This window comes from Caballeronia sp. INML1, from assembly GCF_023631085.1.
Taxonomy (GTDB): domain Bacteria; phylum Pseudomonadota; class Gammaproteobacteria; order Burkholderiales; family Burkholderiaceae; genus Caballeronia; species Caballeronia turbans.
In genome coordinates, this window is record NZ_JALQDT010000005.1 from 22,714 (window position 1) to 43,972 (window position 21,259).

General features: G+C 65.2%; 18 protein-coding genes. 3 read left to right on the forward strand and 15 right to left on the reverse strand.

The genetic code is table 11. The annotated features are described in order from the left end of the window. Positions 1-21 precede the first annotated feature (21 nt). Positions 22-1,194, reverse strand: a complete 1,173-nt coding sequence (locus NCR38_RS02750) for an MFS transporter (protein WP_061117868.1) — start codon at positions 1,192-1,194, stop codon at positions 22-24. Between the two features lie 327 nt (positions 1,195-1,521). Here NCR38_RS02750 and NCR38_RS02755 point away from each other — a divergent pair, with 327 nt between their 5' ends. Beyond that, complete coding sequence (locus NCR38_RS02755; RefSeq protein ID WP_061117656.1) at positions 1,522-1,965, forward strand: hypothetical protein; 444 nt, start codon at positions 1,522-1,524, stop codon at positions 1,963-1,965. Here the strand turns inward: NCR38_RS02755 and pdeM are convergent. The 5 genes from pdeM to NCR38_RS02780 form a co-directional block, all read right to left on the reverse strand. After that, positions 1,928-2,617, reverse strand: a complete 690-nt coding sequence (gene pdeM, locus NCR38_RS02760; RefSeq protein ID WP_250476369.1) for a ligase-associated DNA damage response endonuclease PdeM — start codon at positions 2,615-2,617, stop codon at positions 1,928-1,930. The two genes, NCR38_RS02755 and pdeM, sit on opposite strands and share 38 nt — an antisense overlap. Positions 2,618-2,701: 84 nt before the next feature. Then, the gene (locus NCR38_RS02765; RefSeq protein WP_250476370.1) at positions 2,702-3,040 is read right to left on the reverse strand and encodes a hypothetical protein; all 339 of its coding nucleotides are present in this window, start codon (positions 3,038-3,040) and stop codon (positions 2,702-2,704) included. A 55-nt stretch (positions 3,041-3,095) separates the two neighbouring features. Continuing rightward, positions 3,096-5,717: a ligase-associated DNA damage response DEXH box helicase gene (locus NCR38_RS02770; protein ID WP_061117653.1), complete on the reverse strand. Its 2,622-nt coding sequence runs from the start codon at positions 5,715-5,717 to the stop codon at positions 3,096-3,098. Then, entirely contained in the window at positions 5,714-7,381 is a 1,668-nt protein-coding gene (locus NCR38_RS02775; RefSeq protein WP_250476371.1) for an ATP-dependent DNA ligase, read from the reverse strand. Before NCR38_RS02775 ends, NCR38_RS02770 begins: the two co-directional genes overlap by 4 nt. Then, positions 7,378-8,418 (reverse strand): ligase-associated DNA damage response exonuclease, encoded by a 1,041-nt coding sequence (locus tag NCR38_RS02780; RefSeq protein WP_061117651.1) that lies wholly within the window; start codon positions 8,416-8,418, stop codon positions 7,378-7,380. Before NCR38_RS02780 ends, NCR38_RS02775 begins: the two co-directional genes overlap by 4 nt. 234 nt (positions 8,419-8,652) lie before the next feature. Between NCR38_RS02780 and NCR38_RS02785 the strand changes: the two genes are divergently transcribed. Then, entirely contained in the window at positions 8,653-9,159 is a 507-nt protein-coding gene (locus tag NCR38_RS02785; protein ID WP_086960950.1) for a plasmid fertility inhibition factor family protein, read from the forward strand. A 90-nt stretch (positions 9,160-9,249) separates the two neighbouring features. Here NCR38_RS02785 and NCR38_RS02790 read toward each other — a convergent pair whose 3' ends face one another. Together NCR38_RS02790 and NCR38_RS02795 are read right to left on the reverse strand one after the other, a co-directional pair. Next, positions 9,250-10,248, reverse strand: a complete 999-nt coding sequence (locus tag NCR38_RS02790; protein WP_061117650.1) for a LysR family transcriptional regulator — start codon at positions 10,246-10,248, stop codon at positions 9,250-9,252. An 892-nt stretch (positions 10,249-11,140) separates the two neighbouring features. Next, entirely contained in the window at positions 11,141-11,377 is a 237-nt protein-coding gene (locus tag NCR38_RS02795) for a hypothetical protein (protein WP_250476372.1), read from the reverse strand. A 52-nt stretch (positions 11,378-11,429) separates the two neighbouring features. Here NCR38_RS02795 and NCR38_RS02800 point away from each other — a divergent pair, with 52 nt between their 5' ends. Next, positions 11,430-12,278 carry an aldo/keto reductase gene (locus NCR38_RS02800; protein ID WP_250476373.1) on the forward strand — a complete coding sequence of 283 codons (849 nt, stop codon included), beginning with the start codon at positions 11,430-11,432 and terminating at the stop codon, positions 12,276-12,278. 12 nt (positions 12,279-12,290) lie between these two features. On the opposite strand, the gene NCR38_RS02805 is transcribed toward NCR38_RS02800, so the two are convergent. The 7 genes from NCR38_RS02805 to fusA form a co-directional block, all read right to left on the reverse strand. Beyond that, positions 12,291-12,710: a hypothetical protein gene (locus tag NCR38_RS02805; RefSeq protein ID WP_061117647.1), complete on the reverse strand. Its 420-nt coding sequence runs from the start codon at positions 12,708-12,710 to the stop codon at positions 12,291-12,293. Between the two features lie 88 nt (positions 12,711-12,798). Next, positions 12,799-14,868, reverse strand: coding sequence for an ABC transporter ATP-binding protein (locus tag NCR38_RS02810; RefSeq protein ID WP_061117646.1), 2,070 nt, complete (start codon positions 14,866-14,868; stop codon positions 12,799-12,801). Further along, positions 14,865-15,728, reverse strand: coding sequence for an ABC transporter permease (locus NCR38_RS02815; RefSeq protein WP_250476374.1), 864 nt, complete (start codon positions 15,726-15,728; stop codon positions 14,865-14,867). The genes NCR38_RS02810 and NCR38_RS02815 overlap by 4 nt, the downstream gene beginning before the upstream one ends. Further along, a complete protein-coding gene (locus NCR38_RS02820) occupies positions 15,725-16,744 on the reverse strand; it encodes an ABC transporter permease (protein ID WP_061117644.1) in 1,020 nt (339 codons plus the stop codon). The genes NCR38_RS02815 and NCR38_RS02820 overlap by 4 nt, the downstream gene beginning before the upstream one ends. After that, positions 16,745-18,406: an ABC transporter substrate-binding protein gene (locus NCR38_RS02825; protein ID WP_250476375.1), complete on the reverse strand. Its 1,662-nt coding sequence runs from the start codon at positions 18,404-18,406 to the stop codon at positions 16,745-16,747. A gap of 142 nt (positions 18,407-18,548) precedes the next feature. Then, positions 18,549-19,031, reverse strand: a complete 483-nt coding sequence (locus NCR38_RS02830; protein WP_035497879.1) for a cupin domain-containing protein — start codon at positions 19,029-19,031, stop codon at positions 18,549-18,551. Positions 19,032-19,127: 96 nt separating this feature from the next. Next, on the reverse strand, positions 19,128-21,233 hold the full coding sequence (gene fusA, locus NCR38_RS02835) for an elongation factor G (RefSeq protein WP_061117642.1): 2,106 nt from the start codon (positions 21,231-21,233) through the stop codon (positions 19,128-19,130). Positions 21,234-21,259: the final 26 nt, after the last annotated feature.

Below are 21,259 nucleotides of genomic sequence, written 5' to 3' on the forward strand. Positions count from 1 at the left end.
CAACGTACCGCGCGCCGGAAATCAGGCGGCTTGTCCGATCGAGAGACGGCGCGCGCGCTTGTCGAGCGTCGCCGACAGCAGCGTGAGGCCGAACGCGCTCACCGCCATCAGAATGCCGACCCACGGCAGCGACGTGAGCGGCGCGCCCGCGCTGATCACGCAGCCGCCGAGCCACGCGCCCGTCGCGTTGCCGAGATTGAACGCGCCCTGATTCAGCGTCGATGCGAGATTCGGCGCATCGCTCGCGCGATTCACGATCAGCATTTGCAGCGGCGGCACGATCGCAAACGCGAGCACGCCCCAGAAGAAGATCGTGATCATCGCCGGGATAGGCTCGTGCATCGTGCCGGCGAAGATCGTCAGGATCACGACGATCGACAAAAGGAACGTGAGCAGCGAGCGCAGCAGCTTCCAGTCCGCGAGCTTCCCGCCGAGCGTGCTGCCGACCGTGAGACCGAGGCCGAAAAGCAGCAGCACGTAGGTGACCGCGTGCGGCGAAAAGCCGGTTATGTCTTCGAGGATCGGCGTGATATATGTGAACACCGAGAACAAACTGGCCGACGCGAGCACGCTGATGCCGAGGACCATCAGCACTTGCGGGTTCTTGAGCACGTCGAATTCGCGCAGGATGCTGGTGTCGCGCATCTCGATGTGCTTGGGCAGGCACACGGCGAGGGCGCCCGCCGCGGCGACGCCGATCAGCGTGACGACCCAGAAGGTCGAGCGCCAGCCGGCCGCCTGGCCGAGCGCGGTGCCGAGCGGCACGCCGAGCACGTTGGCGAGCGTGAGTCCGGTGAACATCAGCGCGATGGCCTGCGCGCGGCGGTTCGGCGCGACGAGATCGGCGGCGACGACCGAGCCGATGCCGAAGAACGCGCCGTGGCAGAAAGCGGTGACGATGCGCGCGCCCATCAGCACCCAGTAGTTCGGCGCCAGCGCGCACAGCAGGTTGCCGACGATGAACACGCCGATCAGGCTCATCAGCGCCTTCTTGCGCGGCATCTTTGCGGTGACCACCGCCAGAATCGGCGCGCCGACCGTGACGCCGAGCGCGTAGCCCGACACGAGCATGCCGGCCGCCGGAATCGACACCGCCAGATCGCGCGCGACGTTGGGCAACAGTCCCATGATGACGAATTCGGTCGTGCCGATGCCGAACGCGGCAATGGCGAGAGCGAAAAGAGGCAGAGGCATGGTGGAGGCGGACGAGGTGTCACGTCTGGGCGCATCGTCGGAGTGAGCGATGCAGGCGCCGAGGCGGAGTTGAAGGCTCGAATTGTACCGAAAGGTCATTTTCGATGCTGGTATAAACCCTGATACCGACCGGCCCGAGCCACGCCTCGTCTGAACGGATATTCTTCTGCACGCGCCGGCGGCGCACGGGTCTTTCGGATGCAACGCCGCCATGCGTCAGATGTTTCCGGTAACACGCGTGCGGCCGTGCAATCCTTGCGTGTCGCAGATGTCGGAGAGTGTTGGAAAAACGCAGCAACAAGAACGCATCAACTACCGAACACGAAGATGTCACTGTCAAAAATCTATATTCGCTTCGCACTCGCATCCACGTTGCTGCTCGGCGCGCTCGCGCATGCCCAGAGCGACGCCGCCGGCCCCATCGCCACGAAGGCGGGCGCGCTGCATTTCCTGCGCGACGAATCCGGCATGGCCGCGCTCATCGACACACAGGTGTTCGATCGCTTCGATGCCAAGCGCATTGCGCATTTCGATGAAACGTCCGGTGGAAGCGCCACGGTCACGCGCATGCTCGTGCAATCCGACACCGGCCCGGTGCTCTACGACTTCCGCCGCAATCCGCCGCTCGTGCAGCGCGTGAGTCAGCGCATGACGGTCAGGCGCGTGTTCTGGCAGGGCGAGGAAGTGGTGATGCAGTCGAATCTCGGCTGGTACGGCTTCCAGCGCGGCAAGCTCACGAAGCTGCAATCGTCGACGACGACCTATCACTGAGCGGAAACACGCGCTCGCCGGCGATCACGTACAGCGCTTCGGCGCGCACTGCGCCGTTCACCTCGAAGCCGCCCGTGAACGCGCCGAACGCGGGCAGCACGCCCGCGCGCGGTCCGAAGCGAAAGCAGGGCAGGCGCACGCTGTCGACGCGCGTCGCGAGCCGGTATACAGGATGCTCGTGTCCGGCGAGCGCGTAAGCGCCATCGACCGTCTGCGGATGATGGCAAAGCGCCCACGGCCCGAGCACGTGCGGTTCCTTTGCGACATCGACGCCGAACATGGCGGGCAGCGCGCCCGCATGTTTGTCGTGATTGCCTTCGACCAGCACGAGTTCCAGCTCGCGATGCTTCGCGCGCCACGCGGCCAGCGCGTCGAGCGTCTCATCGGCGTGGGATTCGCGGGCGTGCAGTAAATCGCCGAGAAAAACGATCGATTCCGGCCGATGCGCCGCGACGAGCGCATCGAGCCGCGCCAGACTTTCGCCGGTCGTGCCAACGGGCACCGGAATGCCGCGCGCGCGGAACACCGCGTCCTTGCCGAAATGCGCGTCCGCGATGAACAGCGTGTTCAGGAGCGGATCGAAGGCCGCGCGGTCTGCCGATAAAACGAGCGCGTGGCCGTCCAGGTCGATGGTCAGGGCTTCGACTGCCATTAAATTGAGCGTGGATTGATGTTCAGATGCCGGCGTCTGCCCGCAGGACCGGCGCCGCGCGAAGCGCTTCGCCGAGTACCTTGCTTACCGATGCGCCGCATTCCCGCGCGTGATGCGTCGATGAGAAAGAGGCGTCGCCTTCGGCCCGCACTTCATACGCGGGTCCGGTCTCGATGCGCGTGCCGGAGGGTTGCCGTTCACGGCGGCGAATCGCGTGATCGACACGTCGTCGACTTCCAGCCGCCAAGTGTAGCTGACCGGGCATCCGTTCACGGACGAGCTCCCCGCCGGCAGAATAGGGATGACATGGCCTGGCCGGAAATCAAACAGCGATTGCCTCAGCGAATTGACCGACCTGCTCAACGTGATGTCGATGAGTTGTGCCGGAACGGGCTTCAGCGCGTTCTGCATCGCCGTGCTCATTGCACTCCCTCTTTCGACGAAGTTCGAATTCGCCGCGCCGCCAGCACGAAAAGCATCAGGGACGCAGCGCCGCCTTCTCCAGATCCGCGAGCATGCGCTCGACGCGATCCGACAGCTTCTCCGTGCTCACCTTCTCGCGCAGCCGCGCGACGATCAGCGGAAACGCGAAAGGCGTCGGCTTCTTCGGACGCGTGAGCACGAGGCGGCTCGCGCTCATGCGCTGCAACGCGGCGCGGATGCGGCCCAGCTCGAGCTCCTGCAGCATCACTTCCTGATCCGCCTGCGCGAGCAGCAGATTCTCGCTGTCGTGCTTGCGGAAGACCTCGTAGAACAGTCCGCTCGACGCCTGCAACTGCCGCGCGCTTTTTTGCTGCCCCGGATGGCCTTGATAAATCAGCCCCGACACGCGCGCTATCTCGCGAAAACGCCGCGCCGACAGTTCGGAGGCGTTGAGACTCGCCAGGATGTCGTGCTCCAGATTCTGCGGCGAAAAGAGGCCTTGCGCGATGAGCGTTTCCCAGTCGAACGGCCGCGCCGACAGCAACTCGAAGCCGTAGTCGTTCATCGAAATGGAGAACGTGCCGGGCTGGTCGCGTGACGCCCGCCAGCCGAACAGCGATCCCAGACCGATATGCGCCATGCGGCCCGCGAACGGATAGCAGAAGAAGTGATGACCTTCGCGCGAGCGCACCAGTTCGACGACGAGCACGCCCGGCCCCGGCAGCGCGGACCACTTCGCCTGCAAGTCGAGCAGCGGCTTGACTGCGCGCATTTCGGGCTCGTCGTAGATGCCGTCGCTGGCGCGCGCGAGCATCACGAGCGCGGCGTCCGCGAGTTCGGACGAGAGCGGCATTTTGCTGCCGGCCCATTGCGGCATCGCGCCGCGCGACGAGCTCGCGCGTTTCACATAGGCGGTCATGTCGCGCACGCGCACGAGTTCGAGCGCGCGTCCGCCGAAGGTGAAGACGTCGCCGGGCTTCAGGCGCGAGATGAACGATTCCTCCATCGCGCCGATGCGCCCGCCCGTCATATACGCCACGTTGATGGTTGCGTTTGCAACGATCGTTCCGACGTTGTTGCGATGCCGGCGCACGAGATCCTCGCGCGGCACGCGATAGACGCCGTCATCGCCCTTCACGACGCGATGAAAGTCCGGATACGCCTTGAGCGACGTGCCGCCGCGCTCCACGAACGCGAGCGCCCAGTCGAACTCGTGCGCCTTCAGATCGCGATACGCATAGGCGGTGCGGACTTCGTCGAGCATGTCGGCGGGCGTGAAGCCGCCGCCGATCGCCACCGTCACGAGATGCTGCACCAGCACGTCGAGCGGCTTCAACGGCATGTCGCGGCCTTCGATGCGATGCTCCTGAATCGCCCAGCGCGCCGCCGCTGCTTCGACGAGTTCGAGCGCATGCGTCGGCACGATCGTCACGCGCGAGACGCGGCCCGGCGCGTGGCCGGAGCGCCCCGCGCGCTGCATGAGCCGCGCGACGCCCTTCGGCGAGCCGATCTGGAACACGCGATCGACCGGCAGAAAATCGACGCCCAGATCGAGGCTCGACGTGCACACGACCGCCTTCAGTTGCCCGTTCTTCAGGCCGAGTTCCACCCAATCGCGCACCTCCTTGTCGAGCGAGCCGTGATGCAGCGCGAGCAGGCCCGCCCACTCCGGCCGCAGGTCGAGCAGCGCGCGATACCAGATCTCCGATTGCGAGCGCGTGTTGGTGAATACGAGCGAGCTCTGCGCGTGATCGATTTCATCGGCGACGGGGCCGACCTGCCGCACGCCGAGATGCCCGCCCCACGGAAAGCGCTCGATCGTCTCCGGTATCAGCGTATCGACGACGAGCGTTTTCGGCTGCGCGCCGCGCACGACGACGCGCGGCGTTTTCACGGGATGCAGCAACGCATCGTGCGCGAGCGCGAGGTTGCCGAGCGTGGCGGACAGGCCCCAGATCTGCAATTCCGGCCGCCAGCGCGCGAGCCGCGCGATCGCGAGTTGCGTCTGCGTGCCGCGTTTGTTGCCGAGCAACTCGTGCCATTCATCGACGACGATCATGCGCAGGTGCTTCAGTTCCTCCTGCGCATTGGCGCGCGTGAGCATCAGCGTGAGGCTTTCGGGCGTCGTCACGAGCGCGGAGGGCATGCGGCGATTCTGGCGCGCGCGTTCCGTCGACGACGTGTCGCCGGTGCGCAGGCCGACCGTCCACGGCACGGACAGCGCGCTCACCGCGCTTTGCAGCGCGCGGGCGCTGTCGGCGGCGAGCGCGCGCATCGGCGTGATCCAGAGGACGGTCAGCGGCGCGGGCAATGCGTTCGGCTTCGGCGGCGCGTGGGCATACGCGGCGAGCGCGCCGAGCCACACGGCCCAGGTCTTGCCCGCGCCGGTCGTCGCATGCAGCAGGCCGCTCGCGCCGCGCGCGATCTCGCGCCACGCTTCGCGCTGGAACTCGAACGGCTGCCAGCCGCGGTCGTCGAACCAATGCGCGATGCGCTCGTCGATCGGCCTGACGGCTTCGTTCTCGTCGTAGGCGAAAGGCGCGGGCGTGAAAATCTCGGCTGCCGCGTCGAGCTTCGCCTGCGCCGCACGCGTGCGCGGCACGCGGCGGGGACGCGGCGCGCGCCGCCTTTCTTCAAGCTCGCCCTTGTCCTCGTCCGATGCCTCCGGCGCGCTCATGCCGTCGCCTCGTTCAGGAAGCCCTTCAGCATGTCGAGCGTATCGGCGTCTTCGATCTTCTTGTCGGTGCGCCAGCGCAACATGCGCGGAAAGCGCACGGCGATGCCCGACTTGTGGCGCGGGCTCGCCTGTATTCCTTCGAAGCCGATCTCGAAGACGAGCGTCGGCGTGACGCTGCGCACCGGCCCGAATTTCTCGATTGTCGTCTTGCGCACGATCGCATCGACCTGGCGCATTTCTTCGTCGGTCAGCCCGGAATAGGCCTTCGCGAAGGGCACGAGCGTGCGCACGCCATCGGCTTCGTCCCACACGGCGAAGGTGAAATCCGTGTAGAGACTCGCGCGCCGTCCGTGGCCGCGCTGCGCGTAGAGCAGCACGGCATCGATCGAATACGGATCGATCTTCCACTTCCACCACGTGCCCGACGCCTTCGTGCGCCCGACGCCGTACATCGACGCGCGTTCCTTCAGCATCAATCCTTCTACGCCGCGCGCGCGGCTCTCGTCGCGCAATGCGGCAAGCGCGGGCCAGTCCGATGCGACCACCGTCGGCGATACGCGCAGCAAGTCGACCGCGAGCGATGTGGAGAGCGAGTGAGCGAGCGCATCCAGACGAGTGCGCCGTTCGTGCAGGGTCTCCATGCGCAGATCCCGGCCATCGGTCTCGAGGAGATCGTAGGCGAGCAGCGCGGCGGGTGAATCGGCGAGCACCTTTTTGGTGAGCGACTTGCGCGTGATGCGCGGTTGCAGGCGCGCAAAGGGCAGCGGCGCGTTCGCGCCCGGCTCCCACGCGAGAATCTCGCCGTCGATCACGGTGCCGTCGGGCAGCGCCGCACCGAGCGACGCGAGCTCGGGAAAGCGCTCCGTGACGAGATCCTCGCCGCGCGACCAGATCCACACGCGGCCCGCGCGCTTCACGAGCTGCGCGCGTATGCCGTCCCATTTCCATTCGACGATCCAGTCGTTGCGCGAACCGAGCGTCGCCGGGTCGGCCTGCAAAGGATGCGCGAGGAAGAACGGATAGGGCAGGCCGATATCGCTTTCGTGCGGCGTGTCGACGTCGTCGCCTTCGGCGGCCGGCGCGATCAGCCGCAGATAGCGGGCCGCGCCCGGCGCCTGCCGGGAATCGGTCCAGCCGACCATGCGTTGCGCGATGCGCTTGTGATCGACACCCGCGACCTGCGCGAGCGCGCGCACGACGAGCTGCCGCGCGACGCCCACACGAAAGCCGCCGCCGATCAGCTTCGTCAGCAGAAAGCGCTCGCTCCAGTTCAGCTCGTCCCAGTAGCTCAGAAGCCGTTCGCGCAGCTCCGGCGGATTCGCGCCGCGCAAGGTCAGCACGCGTTCTTCGATCCACTGCGCGAGCCCGAGCGACGATTCGCCCGAGGCGGGCGGCAGCACGTGCGCGATCGTTTCCGCGAGATCACCGACCGCCTGATAGGACTCCTCGAAAAGCCACTCCGGCAAGCCCGCGCGTTCGCGCGCGAACTCGGTGAGAAGGCGCGTCGGCACCGACTGGCGCGGCTTGCCGCCCGCGAGAAAGTACGACGCCCACGCCGCGTCTTCCGGCTCCGCGCCCGAGAAATACGCAATCAGCGCTTCGAGCTTTTCGTTGGTCGATGTCGTCGCGTCGAGCGCGGCATAGAGCGTCGCGAAGCGCTTCATGAGGCGGCGCTCTCGGGCTCTGCCGTATCGGCTTCGATGGCATCGTCGCCGTATTCGGTCTTGAAGGCGCCCGCGTCCAGCCCTTGTTCGCAGAGCCAGCGCACCATCGGCTCGATCTGGCCATGCGTGACGATCACGCGTTGCGCGCCCGTCGCACCGATCGCGAGTTGCAGGCCGGGCCAGTCGGCGTGATCCGAGAGCACGAAGCCGCGATCGACGCCCTTGCGCCGCCGCGTGCCGCGCAGGCGCATCCAGCCGGATGCGAAGGCATCGCTGTAATCGCCGAAGCGGCGCATCCACGTGCTGCCTTGCGCGGACGGCGGCGCGACGATCAGCGCGCCCTTGAAGGCAGCCTTGTCCTTCGCGGCGATTTCGCTGACGAGGCGTGTCTGCGGCAGCGCGACGCCCGCTTGCGCGTATGCGCGATTGAGCGGCTCGACCGCGCCGTGGCAGAAGATCGGGCCGATGGCCGCATCGACGCCCGCGAGCACGCGCTGCGCCTTGCCGAACGAATAGCAGAAGAGCACCGATGCGCGCCCTTGTGCCGCGTTGTGCCGCCACCATGAATCGATGCCGTCGAAGATCTCGTGCGCGCTGTCCCATCGGTAAATGGGCAGGCCGAACGTCGATTCGGTGATGAACGTATCGCAGCGCACGGGCTCGAAAGGCGCGCAGGTCGGATCGGGCTCGACCTTGTAGTCGCCGGACGCAACCCACACGCGCCCCTTGTATTCGACGCGCACCTGCGCCGAGCCGAGCACGTGCCCCGCGGGATGCAGCGACACGCGCACACCGTTCACGACGACCGCTTCGCCATAGGCGAGCCCTTGCACGTCGATGCCCGGCAGCCTCGACAACAACACGCCGACGCCCGGTTGCGCAGCCAGATAATGCGCATGGCCGAAGCGCGCGTGATCGGCGTGCGCGTGCGTGATGACCGCGCGTTCGACAGGCCGCCAAGGGTCGATATGGAAGTTGCCCGGCACACAGAAGAGACCTTCGGGCCGCGCGACGATGAGATCGGAAGAAGTGTTCACTGATCGTTGAGGGATGCGTGCCGACAGCCGCTTGCCGTGCGTGTTGTCAGGCTACGTGGATGTGTTCGATTCTGGCAACAAAAGCACGCCACGTGCCCGTCATGCCGCTTTCATGAATCGCGTCTAGGGTGTAAAAGTTTATTTGGCTCGCGCGGCATGTTTAGTGGCTTGCGCTCGGGCCGCATGCCAGCGAAACACGCGCGCACGGGGCGCGCGCGCCGCGGTCTCCTTCATATGCCGAACATGGACACGATGGTTGCGCCGACCGCCGCAGAAGCGGTCTGGATCGTCAGGCTCCAGGGCCATCCGCAGTACGACTTCGTGCGCCTGAAACGGGTGTTCAACGACTTCGGCTCGCGCCATCAGGTCGTGCTCGTCGACGTCCGAAGACTCCTCGAGTGCGCCGATCGCGACGACACCGATTACGTGCTCAAGGCCGTCGATGACTGGCACGCGGGCAAGGTGCGCGGCATCCGCGAGTTCCTGGACCCGGACAATCCGCGCGTACCCGAAATGCCCTACGTGACGATCAGCGTGCGCCGCTCGCCGGGCTTGCTCGGACTGCTGGGCGTGCATCGGGAAGGGGTCGTTGCGTTTCGCAACGGGCAGCATCGCGCGCGCTATCTCGCTCACGCCGGCGCCTTGTGCATGCCGGTGGAGGTGCACGAGCGCGAGGCGGCATTGCTGCGCGAGATGTGCGCGGCGCCGGATGCGTCAAGTGCGGAGTACGGGGAGACTTGAGCGCTGCGCGAACCGGGCGATGATGTTCGGTTCGCGGCGCCAATGGGCGGACGGCTCAGACGCCATCCGGCCCTTTTGTTCGAGAGGTCTTCAGTTCGCGGTCGCCGAGGCGCCCCGCATCGTTTGCAAGGGCATGACCGACTGCATCGGCGGGCGCAGGGTCTCCTCGGAACGCATGCCTCTGGCGGCGAATTCCCGACCCAGATAGTCGAGCGCGTAGTCGATGAAAAAGCGCGTTTTCGCCGGCAGATACTGCCTTCCCGGATACACGATCGATATCTTCATGTCGGGGTCGTCGATCGAATAGCCGTCCAGCAGGCGAACGAGCGTGCCTTCTTCGAGATCCGCGCGCACGATGCCTTCGGGAAGGATCGAGAAGCCCATGCTCTTGAGCGTGGCGAGACGCACCATCAGCCCATTGTTGACCGTGTACACGGGCGCGAGCGTGATCTGATCCGCGTCGCCGAGACGATGCCGGAAGTGCCACGTCTGGCTGCGCATCTCGTTCGGCAGTCCCACGGAAGGCAGTGCGTGCAAGTCGGTGGGCGAGGTGGGCATGCCATGCTCGGCGACGAATGCCGGCGTCGCGACCGGCACGAGCGAGTTGGTGCCGACGGGCCGCTCGATGAGCGCCGTGCTCGACACCATGAAAGCCGTGACAATGCCGACGTCGTATCCGTCCTCGACAAGATCGACGTGCCGCTCGGCGAGAGTCAGGCGCACATTGACCTTGGGATAGACCTTTCGAAAGCCGTCGATGAGCGGCGTGAGCGTGAGCAGCGAGAGCGCGCTAGAGGCGACGACGCGCAGCGTGCCGCTCGGCTCGCCCTCCGTGTGGGTGACGGTCGATTCCAGATGGTCCAGTTCTTCGAGCAACGCGCGGCAGCCTTCCAGGTAACGCGTGCCGGCTTCGGTGAGGGAAAGATTGCGGGTCGTGCGGTTAATTAGGCGGGTCCTCAAATGCGCTTCGAGCATGGCAATAGCCCGAGTGACCAGCGCGTTCGAGACGTCTAGTTGTTGCGCGGCGCGGCGAAAACTTTCTGTGTCCGCCACGCGCACGAAGACGCGCATTGCATGAATCTGGTTCATCGTGAGTGCCTCGCGGTTGTACTACGTGGAGCCGGATCTACGCGCATATCACATGCGCGTGTCCAGTGATTGACGGCCTATGAATCTGATAATATTGACAGGCAGACAAGATTGCAATATTAAAATCAGAAAGTTTTGCAGGGAAAAGGGATTTTTTTACGAGCGGCCGACTTTGTTTTGGGAAGCGGTTATCGAACCCGGGGCGTCGTTCTTTAATCTGGAACGATCCTTTCCAGAGCCGTTATATATAAGGCTTTTTCGGCAGATCGGATTCACTTTTCGCAGAATTTTTATGATATATGTAGTGTTTTCTTAAATCATCGAATTTCCTGCTGACACAACTGCGAACGGGGGATTGATATATCAGAAAGCCCCGTTGAAAGATTTTGGTTATTGATTTTGTATTTTGATAAAGAGTCTTACTGAAAGATTACACCGAAAGCCTATTCGATTCACTTAACGAGAAGTGCGCCATTCTGATCAAAAAATATTGAAGGTGCCGTGATATGGAACCCGCTTGCCGCACAATTTTTCTGTTTTGAAGTCTCGCGATCGGCTATCTCATCGGCTTCGTGAAGTTGGGCCATTCAACTCGCGGCGTCTGCGGCATGCTTAGCGTTGCGTCGATTCTCGGTCAAACCGGCGCGTGTAATTCGCGAATCTCAAGAACATCGTATTTGCGCTATTCATTTTTACGCCCGGTTTCACGGGCGGCCTGCGGTTCTTCGCGAACATCGGGCGCGGCTGTCGATTACGACGCGCGCCGTTGATCGTCGATATCGTCGTCGTGGTCGCGCTCGTGCTGGGCGCTGTCATCGTCCTGAAGCTGGATGCGGCCTGCTCGCGGGCGGCGCAACGGAGTCCGCCGCGATCGGCGCGGCACCGGAGGCCATCAACCGGCCTGCCTGCCGCCGACACCGCGCGGCTGCAGGTGACTATGCTGCGCGACGAAGCGCGGCGCGTGTGGTCCAGGCTCGGCGAGCGGCGGCCGCGCGTTCAGAGTGACGGCGGCCGCGGTTTCCATCGGCGAACTGGAGAAGCGCGTCGAGGACAATTCCAGCGTGCGCCGCCTGCGGCGTGACCGCTCGCTCATCGCGCTCCAGCCGCTCGTGTCGGACTCGTGTGACATGACGGGCGTGCTCCTTGCGCCATAATCGGCAGACACACAAGGAGGCTTTTTCATGGCTCAATCCAGTCCGTCGACAGTCACGCTTCCAACGGGCGAAGCGATCCCGAAGCTCGGTCAGGGCACCTGGGAAATGGGCGAGCGCGCGAACGCGCGCAAGAGCGAGATCGCCGCGCTGCGCGAAGGCGTCGAACTCGGCATGACGCTCATCGATACCGCCGAAATGTACGGCGACGGCGAAAGCGAGAAGCTCGTCGCGGAGGCGCTCGGCGACCGGCGCGACGAGCTGTTCATCGTCAGCAAGGTATATCCGCATAACGGCAGCGAGCGCGGCGTGCAGGCCGCATGTGAACGCAGCCTGAAGCGTCTGAAGACCGATCGCATCGATCTGTATCTGTTGCACTGGCGCGGCGGCGAGGATCTGGAAGGCGTGGTCGCAGGCTTCGAGAAACTGAAGCGCGACGGCAAGATTCGGCATTGGGGCGTGAGCAACTTCGACACCGACGACCTCGAAGAGCTCTTTTCGATCGACGGCGGCGACGCCTGCGCAACCGATCAGATCCTGTACAACGTCGCGCGGCGCGGGCCGGAATTCGACCTGCTGCCGTGGCTGCGCGAGCGCCGCATGCCCGCGATGGCATATAGCCCGGTCGATCACGCGCGCCTGCCGCGTGGCGGCGCGCTCGAAAAGATCGCGGCGGCGCGCGGCGTGTCGGCGTTTCAGGTCGCGCTCGCGTGGGTGCTGCAACAGCCGCAGGTGTTTGCGATTCCAAAGGCGGCGGACCTCGCGCACGTCCGGGAGAATCGCGCCGCGCTCGACCTTCATTTGTCCGCCGACGAACTCGCCGACATCGATCAGCAGTTCAAGCCGCCGAAGTCGAAGCGCTCGCTGGAAATGCTCTGATGCCGCGCGCGATCAGGTGCACGCATGATGCGCGTGCACCGAGCCGAGCACGGCGACTTCGGCGGGCGTGCGCCGGAGATCCGCTTCGTTGACCTGCTTCGCGTCCGAGATGAAGTCATCGACGATCGACGACACCGTCGTATCCGTCAGGCACAGCGAGATGCGCTGCGTCTCGCTGACCGGCAGCGAAGCGCGCTGCGACAGGAACAGCACGCCATATTGATAACCGCGCACGATGCCGCGCACCGCGCCCACGCATTGGCCCTGCGCCGTGTTGTCGGCTTTCGCGGCGCACTGCTGAACGAGCGCGTAGGCGGAGAAGCTCGGATCGGCGGCGCCGGGTGTCGGTGCCTGCGGCGCGGTCTGCGCCTGTGCGGCCATCGCGACGCCGAAGGTGAGCGCACAGAGCGCGGCGGAAAGGGCGGGTTTCATCGGTTGAATCCTCGTTATCGTTGAACATCGAACCGATGAGAGACGCGCGAAGCCGCTTTGGTTCCGACGAATGACCGCTTTGCCGCGCTTATCGCTCTTGACGCTGCAGGATTCGCAATTCGTCGACGGGAATGTGGCAATGGATCGCGTGCCCGTCGTCCGCATCGCGGCACGGCGGCGTTTCTGTCTCGCAGATCGCGCCGATCTTGCGCGGGCAGCGCGTATGAAACACGCAGCCCGAAGGCGGATTCGCCGCGCTCGGCAACTCGCCCGACAGCCGGATGCGCTTCGCGTGCGTCCCGTCGATCGACGGCATCGACGACAGCAATGCTTCGGTGTACGGATGCTGCGGTCCGTCGAAGACCGCGGCCGCGCGCCCGATCTCCATGATGCGCCCGAGATACAGCACCGCGATGCGGTCCGACAGATAACGCACGACATGCAGATCGTGCGAGATGAATACGTAGCTCACGCGCCGCTCGCGCTGCAGGTCCGCGAGCAGATTGAGGATCGCGGCCTGCACGGAGACGTCCAGCGCGGACGTCGGCTCGTCGCAGACCACGACGCGCGGATCGCCCGCGAACGCGCGCGCGATCGCGACGCGCTGCTTCAGTCCGCCCGACAATTGCCGCGTGCGTGAGCCGAGATAGCGCGCCGGCAGGCGCACGGCTTCCGTCAGCGTATGCAGGCGCTGTTCCTTTGCCTCGCCATGCAGCGACGCGAGCTTCGACAGCGAACGCGCGATCAGCCGCCGCACCGAATGCGCGCGGTTCAGCGCGGAATCCGGATTCTGGAAAACGATCTGCAGGGACTTCACCTGCGCGTCGCTGCGCTTGGTCACGCGCTCGGGCAGGAACGCGCCCTCGAGTTCGAGCGACGCGCCTTTATCCGGCGACACGAGTCCGAGCAGGAGCTTCGCGAGCGTCGTCTTGCCGCTGCCCGATTCGCCGACGAGTCCGAGCGTCTCCCCTTGCACGAGATCGAGCGAGACGTCGTGCACGGCGCGCACTTCTTCATCGCCGACACGGAAGGTCTTCGAGAGATTGCGCGCGGACAGCGCGAGCGGCTGATCCTCGCCGTTTGCGACATGCGCCGGCGCTTCCTCGGTCGAGCGCGGCAGCATGTGCGCGCGTTCGTGATAGTGGCAGCGCGCCATCTGATCGCCGTGCGCCGACGCGATGCGATAGGGCGGCGGCGCGTCCCTGAGACAGCGCTCGTCGGCGAGCTTGCAGCGCGGCGCGAAGATGCAGCCCTGCGCGATCGATCCCGGCAACGGCAGCGAGCCGGGAATCGTATCGAGCCGCCCGCTTGCCTTGGCGAGCGCCTCACGCGGCAGGCAGCGCAGCAGGCCGACGGTGTATGGATGCCGGGGCTTCGCGAACACGTCGGCGGTCGTGCCTTCCTCGACGAGCTTGCCGGCATACAACACGCCGACGCGATCGCACATGCGCCCGATCACCGCGAGGTTGTGGCTGATGAAGAGCACGGCCGTGCCGAGCTCCGCGCGCAACTGCGCGATGAGATCGAGCACTTCGGCTTCGACGGTGGCATCGAGCCCGGTCGTCGGCTCGTCGAGAATCAGCAGTTCGGGGTTGCACGCGAGCGCCATCGCGATGACCACGCGCTGCTGCATCCCGCCCGACAACTGATGCGGATAACTCTCCATCACGCGCTCGGGTGAGGCGATGCGCACGCGCCTCAACATCTCGGCGGTGCGCGACAGCGCTTCGTCGGCGGATGCGCCCGTGACTTCGAACGCCTCGGAGACTTGCCGCGCGATCGTGAGCGACGGATTCAGCGCGCGCCCCGGATCCTGATAGACCATCGACACGGCATTGGCGCGCATGCCGCGCAGCGCGTCCGCGTTCAGCGATGCGACGTCGCGGCCCGCGATCGATATGCGGCCCGCCTTCACGCGCCCGTTGCGCGGCAGGTAGCGCAGCACCGCGAGCGCGGCGGTCGACTTGCCGCAGCCCGATTCGCCGACGAGCCCATACGCCTCGCCGCGTTTCACGCGCAATGTCACGTCCTGCAGGACCTCGCGCTCGCGGCCGCGCGAACGATACGCGACGGTGAGGCCGACGATCGTGAGCGCGTCGGCCTGGTCGCCTTTCGCGGCGCCGAAGGTTGGGAAAGCCGATGGCGGCGGTCCGTTCATCGGTCCAGCACTCCTTGCACGGCATCGGCGACGAGATTCACCGCTATCACGAGCGAGGCGATCGCGGCGGCGTCGAAAACGACGGTCCACCACGCGCCGCCCGCCATCAGCGTGTAGCTTTCGGACAGCGCGAGGCCCCAGTCGGCCGAGGGCGGCTGGATGCCGAAACCCAGGAACGAGAGCGTGGCGACGGCGAAGATCGCGTAGCCGAGTCGCACGGTCGCCTCGACGATGATCGGCGGCAGCACATTCGGCAGGATCTCCGCGAACATGATGTAGAGCGCGTTCTCGCCGCGCAGTTGCGCCGCGAGCACGTAGTCCAGATGGCGTTCGCTCAGGACCGCTGCGCGCACGGTGCGCGCGGTAATCGGCGCGAACGTCAGGCCGATGACGAGAATCACCGTCGTGTTGCTCGCGCCGACGGCGGCCAGCGCGAGCAGCGCGACGATCACGAGCGGCAGCGCCAGCAGCGCATCGATCACGCGGCCGACGACGGCATCGACCCAGCCGTCGAAATAGCCGACGACGAGCCCGATCGCCGTGCCCGCCGCGGTGCCGAGCAAGGTGGCGAGCGGCGCGATGGTCAGGATGTCGCGCGAGCCGACGATCACGCGCGCGAACACGTCGCGGCCGAGCTGATCCGTGCCGAACCAGTGATCGCCGGAAGGGGCGACGAGCGAGTTGAGCGGGTCGGATGCGTAGGGATCCTGCGGCACGAGCCAATGGCCGAAAAGCGCGCACAGCACCCAGAAGAGCAGGATCAGCACGCCGATATCGAAGGTGGCCGAGCGCATCAGCGCGCCGAGCGCTTCGAAGCGGCGCGGCCTGACTGGCGTTTGCGGCGCGACGGTCGTGCTCATCGGGCGTCTCCGCTCGAATCGGCGTTACGCAGACGCGGGTTGAGCACGATGTAGAGGGCGTCCGCGATCAGATTCGCCGCCGTATAGATCACGCCGATGGTCAGCACGCCCGCTTCGAGCATCGGAAAGTCCTTGCCTCGCGCGGCGGTATAGATCAGCGAGCCGATGCCCTGATAGTGGAACAGCGTCTCCACGACGACGAGGCCGCCGATCATGTAGCCGAGCTGCGTCGCGGCGACGGTCACGGTCGGCAGGAGCGCATTGCGCAGCACGTGGCGAAGAATCACGACGCGCTGCGGCAGGCCTTTGAGAATCGCGGTGCGCGTGTAATCGGCGTCGAGCGCCTCGACGGTGCCCGCGCGCGCCATACGCGCGATATAGCCGAAGAACACGAAGACGAGCGGCAGCACCGGCAGGACCAGATGCGCCAGTTGCGTGAAAACGCCGGCGTCGGCGGGCGCGGTCGCTTCGATCGGCAGCCATTGCAGCCACACGCCGAAGATCAGGATCAGCACGATCGACGAGACGAACTCCGGCACGACCGTCGCCGTCAGTCCGCCGATGCTGATGACTCTGTCGATCCAGCGCCCCGCGTGCAACGCCGCGTAGACGCCGCCCGCGATGCCGAGCGGCACCACGACGACGAACGCGAGCGCGCCGAGCTTCGCCGAGTTCCACAGCGCATTGCCGATGAACGGCGCGACCGGCGCGCGAAACGCATATGACTCGCCCATGTCGCCGCGCAGGAAGTGGCCGATCCAGCTCGAATACTGCGTGAAAAGCGGCCGGTCGACGCCCAGTTGATGATTAAGCGCCGCGACGGCGCGCGCATCGGCGAGCGGGCCGAGGATCGCGCGGCCGACATCGCCCGGCAGGAGCTGACCGCCGGCGAAGACGATCATCGACAAAAGCCAGAGCGTGACAAGCGCGAGCAGCAGCCGCACGCCGATGAAGCGCACGATGCGTTTCATTTTGGCGAAGTCGGCTACGTGCGCCGTCGGCGTGATCGTGCTCATTTACGCGGATACCGTCGCGCGGTCGAACCACATCTGCGAGATCGCGTTGAAGCGCACGCCCGAGACGTTGGCGCGCGTGACGATCAGCTGGTCGTAGAAGTAGGGGATCACGACCGGCGTTTCATCGAGCAGCAGGCGCTGGATCTCGCCGGACAACTTCTTCTGCGACGCGACATCGAGCGCCGCGACGAACCGCGCGACGAGCTGGTCGTATTGCGGATTCCTGAAGTGCGCGGCGTTCCAGGTGCCGCCGCTCGTCAACGGAGCGTTGAGGAAGACGTTCGGCACGCCGCGATGCCCGTAATCGGTGATGCCGAGCGGCGAATCCAGCCAGTCCGACTTGCCGAACGAGCCCGAGCCGTAATACAGGTCCTGGCTCTCCACCTTCAGCTGGATGCGAATGCCGATCGCCTTCGCCGCGTTCTGCACGACGACCGCGAGATCGGGAATCTCCATGTACTTCTCGGTCGTGAGCGTGACGTCGAAGCCGTTCGCGACGCCGGCTTCGCTCATCAGTTTCTTCGCTTGAGCGATGTCGATCCTGCGCTGCGGCACCGCGAGATCGCTCGACGGAAAGACCGGCGCGAAGGGGCTGTCGTTGCCGACGGTCGCGCGGCCGCGAAAGAGCCCCTTCACGATGATCTCGCGGTCGATCGCAAGCGCGAGCGCCTGACGCACGCGCTTGTCCTTGAACGGCGACATGTCGCAGCGCATGTGAATCTGGCGATGCGAGCTCGACTTCGTGCCGAGCACCTTGAACTGCGGATTCGTCAGAATCGAGACGCCGCCCTGCACGGTGAAGTCGCCCATCACGTCGGCCTGGCGGCCTTGCATCGCGAGGAGTTGCGCCTGCTGGTCGGCGTAGAAGGAGAAGGTCACGCGATCGGGCAGCGATTTCTCGCCCCAGTAGTCGGGATTGCGCACGAAAGACGCACCGACCTTCGGCGTGTATTTCTCGAGCTTCAGCGCGCCCGTGCCCATGAAGGTCTTCTCGTAGGGCCCGGTGAAATTGGCCGGCAGGATCACCGCGTTATACGTATCCGAGGAAACGTAATACGGGAAATTGCCGTTGGGCGCATCGAGATGGAATTCGACGGTGTGATCGTCGATGGCCTTCGCCGAATCCTTCGACAGCACGCCCTTCAACACCGACAGCGCCGCCGAGCCCGCGCCCGGATCGGACAGGCGATTGAACGTGGCGACGACGTCCTTCGCGGTCATCGGCTGGCCGTCGTGGAACTTCACGTTCTGGCGCAGCTTGAAGGTCCATACGTCGCCTTTCGCATTCGACGACCACGACAGCGCGAGCGCGGGCTTGAGCGTCAGATGTTCGCTGTCGTCGTCGATCAGGAATTCGCCCGTCTGATTGATGAGCGCGAGACCGGCGGCGTCGGTCACGGTGAGCGGATCGACGGCGCCCGCGGGCATCAGATGCGCGACGCGGATCGTGCCGCCGGGCTTGCCCGCGCCTTGCGCACGCGCGCCCGGCATGCCGAGGAGGCCGCCCGCCGACAGCGCGATGCCGAGCATGCTCGCATGACGCAGCAGCTCGCGGCGCGTGAGGCGCCCGGCCATGAACTCGTCGATCGCGTGATTGCCCAGTTCGCCCGCATGCGGGCGGGCGAGGTCGAGGAAATGCGCGTCGGTCGAAGGTTTTTTCATCGTGTGCGGATGTTGTCGTTGTCGCGCTCGCCCGGGCTGCGCCGCGCAAGCGATCAGGTTAGCCGCGCCGAAAAGCGCCGCCGCGTCTTCGCGAGGTAGCAAGGCGCGCGCCGAGGCTGCATCGCGCGTCTCTGCGCCCGCTTCAGTGATCGTGTGGATGCTTGTGAATCGGATCGACCCAATAGACTTCCTCGGGCTTTTCCACGGCATCGATGTTGAGATTCACCACCACCGCTTCATTGTCGCTGCGCACGAGCACGCATTCGAGCGGATCGTCGGTGCTGGCGTTGATTTCCTGATGCGGCACGTAGGGCGGCACGAAAATGAAATCGCCGGGACCGGCCTCGGCGGTGAATTCGAGATGCTCGCCCCAGCGCATGCGCGCCTGGCCGCGCACGACATAAATGACGCTCTCGAGCGCGCCATGGTGATGCGCGCCGGTCTTCGCATTCGGATGGATCGTGACCGTGCCGGCCCAGATCTTCTGCGCGCCGACGCGCGCCGCGTTGATGGCAGCCGCGCGGTTCATGCCCGGCGTCTGCGGAGTGTTGGTGTCGAGCTGATCGCCCTTGATGACCTTGACGCCGTGTTCGCGCCAATCGATGTGCTGATGTGCGTCGCTCATGTCGGTACGGTTTATCGTCTGCGGATAAGGAAAAGTCCGTTGCCGCCACCAACAGAGCGAGCAACGGACTTCCGATACTACACGGTTCGATCGCGATTATTTCGCTTTCGCGTTGATGATGGCCTCCGACACGTTCGACGGCGTCTCCGCGTAGTGCTTGAACTCCATCGTATAGGTCGCGCGGCCTTGCGTCAGCGAACGCAGCGACGTCGAGTAGCCGAACATCTCGGCAAGCGGCACTTCCGCGCGCACCAGCTTGCCGCCGCCGCCCGCGATGTCTTCCATGCCCTGCACCATCCCGCGCCGGCCGGAGAGATCGCCCATCACGTTGCCCATGAACTCTTCGGGCGTTTCCACTTCGACGGCCATCATCGGTTCGAGCAGCACGGGCTTGGCGCGGCGCATTGCTTCCTTGAAGGCCATCGAGCCGGCCATGCGGAACGCGTTTTCGTTCGAATCGACGTCGTGGTACGAACCGAAGGTCAGCCGCACCTTCACGTCGACCACCGGATAGCCCGCGAGCACGCCCGCCTTGAGCGTCTCCTGAATGCCCTTGTCCACTGCCGGAATGAACTCGCGCGGAATCACGCCGCCCTTGATCTGGTCGACGAACTCGTAGCCCTTGCCCGGGTCCGGCTCCAGCGCGATCACCGCGTGACCGTACTGGCCGCGCCCGCCCGACTGCTTGACGAACTTGCCCTCGACGTCCTCGACCTTGTTGCGCACCGTCTCGCGATACGCGACCTGCGGCTTGCCGACGGTCGCCTCGACGCCGAATTCGCGCTTCATCCGGTCGACGAGAATTTCGAGGTGCAGCTCGCCCATGCCGGAGATGATCGTCTGGCCGGATTCCTCGTCGCTCGTCACGCGGAACGACGGATCTTCCTGTGCGAGACGATTCAGCGCGATGCCCATCTTCTCCTGATCGACCTTGGTCTTCGGCTCGACGGCCTGCGAGATCACCGGTTCGGGGAAGATCATGCGTTCCAGGATGATGATGTGATTCGGATCGCACAGCGTATCGCCGGTCGTCGCTTCCTTGAGACCGACCGCCGCCGCGATGTCGCCCGCGCGCACTTCCTTGATTTCCTTGCGCTCGTTCGCGTGCATCTGCAGGATGCGGCCGAGGCGCTCCTTCTTTTCCTTCACCGGGTTGTAGACGGTGTCGCCCGAATTCACGACGCCCGAGTAGGTGCGGAAGAAGATCAACTGGCCGACGAACGGGTCCGTCATGATCTTGAACGCAAGCGCGGAGAACGGCTCGTCATCGCTCGGATGGCGTTCCGCTTCCTTGTCGTCTTCCGTGTGGCCGAGAATCGCGGGGACATCGACGGGCGAGGGCAGGTAGTCGATCACCGCGTCGAGCATCGCCTGCACGCCCTTGTTCTTGAACGCGCTGCCGCACAGCATCGGCACGATTTCGTTCGCGATGGTGCGCTTGCGTAGCGCCGCCTTGATTTCTTCCTCGGTCAGGCTCTCGTGGTCGTCGAGATACTTTTCGAGCAGCTCCTCGCTCGACTCGGCGGCCGCCTCGACCATCTTTCCGCGCCATTCGTGCGCGAGTTCCTTGAGGTTGTCGGGAATCTCCTCGTAGGTGAACTTGATGCCCTGGCTATCGTCGTCCCAGACGATCGCCTTCATCTTCACCAGATCGACGACACCCTGAAAATGCTCTTCCGCGCCGATCGGAATCTGGATCGGCACCGCGACCCCCTTGAGGCGCTCGCCGATCTGCCGCTGCACGCGGAAGAAGTCCGCGCCGACGCGGTCCATCTTGTTCACGAACGCGATGCGCGGGACCTTGTACTTGTTCGCCTGACGCCACACGGTTTCCGACTGCGGCTGCACGCCGCCGACCGAGTCGTAGACCATGCACGCGCCGTCGAGCACGCGCATCGAACGCTCGACCTCGATCGTGAAATCGACGTGTCCCGGTGTGTCGATAATGTTGATCCGGTGTTCCGGGTAATTGCCGGCCATGCCTTTCCAGAAGGCCGTCGTCGCTGCGGAGGTGATCGTGATGCCGCGTTCCTGCTCCTGCTCCATCCAGTCCATCGTGGCCGCGCCGTCGTGAACCTCGCCGATCTTGTGCGTCACGCCGGTGTAGAAAAGGATGCGCTCGGTAGTCGTCGTCTTGCCGGCATCGATGTGAGCGCTAATGCCAATGTTCCGATAGCGCTCGATGGGAGTCTTGCGGGGCACGTGAACCTCCTGTGGATGTGTCGACC

Excerpts from the sequence above, each read along its gene's own strand:
- NCR38_RS02750 (WP_061117868.1), bottom strand. The coding sequence starts at position 1,194 with ATGCCTCTGCCTCTTTTCGCTCTCGCCATTGCCGCGTTCGGCATCGGC.
- NCR38_RS02755 (WP_061117656.1), top strand. The coding sequence starts at position 1,522 with ATGTCACTGTCAAAAATCTATATTCGCTTCGCACTCGCATCCACGTTG.
- pdeM (WP_250476369.1), bottom strand. The coding sequence starts at position 2,617 with ATGGCAGTCGAAGCCCTGACCATCGACCTGGACGGCCACGCGCTCGTT.
- NCR38_RS02765 (WP_250476370.1), bottom strand. The coding sequence starts at position 3,040 with ATGAGCACGGCGATGCAGAACGCGCTGAAGCCCGTTCCGGCACAACTC.
- NCR38_RS02770 (WP_061117653.1), bottom strand. The coding sequence starts at position 5,717 with ATGAGCGCGCCGGAGGCATCGGACGAGGACAAGGGCGAGCTTGAAGAA.
- NCR38_RS02775 (WP_250476371.1), bottom strand. The coding sequence starts at position 7,381 with ATGAAGCGCTTCGCGACGCTCTATGCCGCGCTCGACGCGACGACATCG.
- NCR38_RS02785 (WP_086960950.1), top strand. The coding sequence starts at position 8,653 with ATGCCGAACATGGACACGATGGTTGCGCCGACCGCCGCAGAAGCGGTC.
- NCR38_RS02790 (WP_061117650.1), bottom strand. The coding sequence starts at position 10,248 with ATGAACCAGATTCATGCAATGCGCGTCTTCGTGCGCGTGGCGGACACA.
- NCR38_RS02795 (WP_250476372.1), bottom strand. The coding sequence starts at position 11,377 with ATGTCACACGAGTCCGACACGAGCGGCTGGAGCGCGATGAGCGAGCGG.
- NCR38_RS02800 (WP_250476373.1), top strand. The coding sequence starts at position 11,430 with ATGGCTCAATCCAGTCCGTCGACAGTCACGCTTCCAACGGGCGAAGCG.
- NCR38_RS02805 (WP_061117647.1), bottom strand. The coding sequence starts at position 12,710 with ATGAAACCCGCCCTTTCCGCCGCGCTCTGTGCGCTCACCTTCGGCGTC.
- NCR38_RS02810 (WP_061117646.1), bottom strand. The coding sequence starts at position 14,868 with ATGAACGGACCGCCGCCATCGGCTTTCCCAACCTTCGGCGCCGCGAAA.
- NCR38_RS02815 (WP_250476374.1), bottom strand. The coding sequence starts at position 15,728 with ATGAGCACGACCGTCGCGCCGCAAACGCCAGTCAGGCCGCGCCGCTTC.
- NCR38_RS02820 (WP_061117644.1), bottom strand. The coding sequence starts at position 16,744 with ATGAGCACGATCACGCCGACGGCGCACGTAGCCGACTTCGCCAAAATG.
- NCR38_RS02825 (WP_250476375.1), bottom strand. The coding sequence starts at position 18,406 with ATGAAAAAACCTTCGACCGACGCGCATTTCCTCGACCTCGCCCGCCCG.
- NCR38_RS02830 (WP_035497879.1), bottom strand. The coding sequence starts at position 19,031 with ATGAGCGACGCACATCAGCACATCGATTGGCGCGAACACGGCGTCAAG.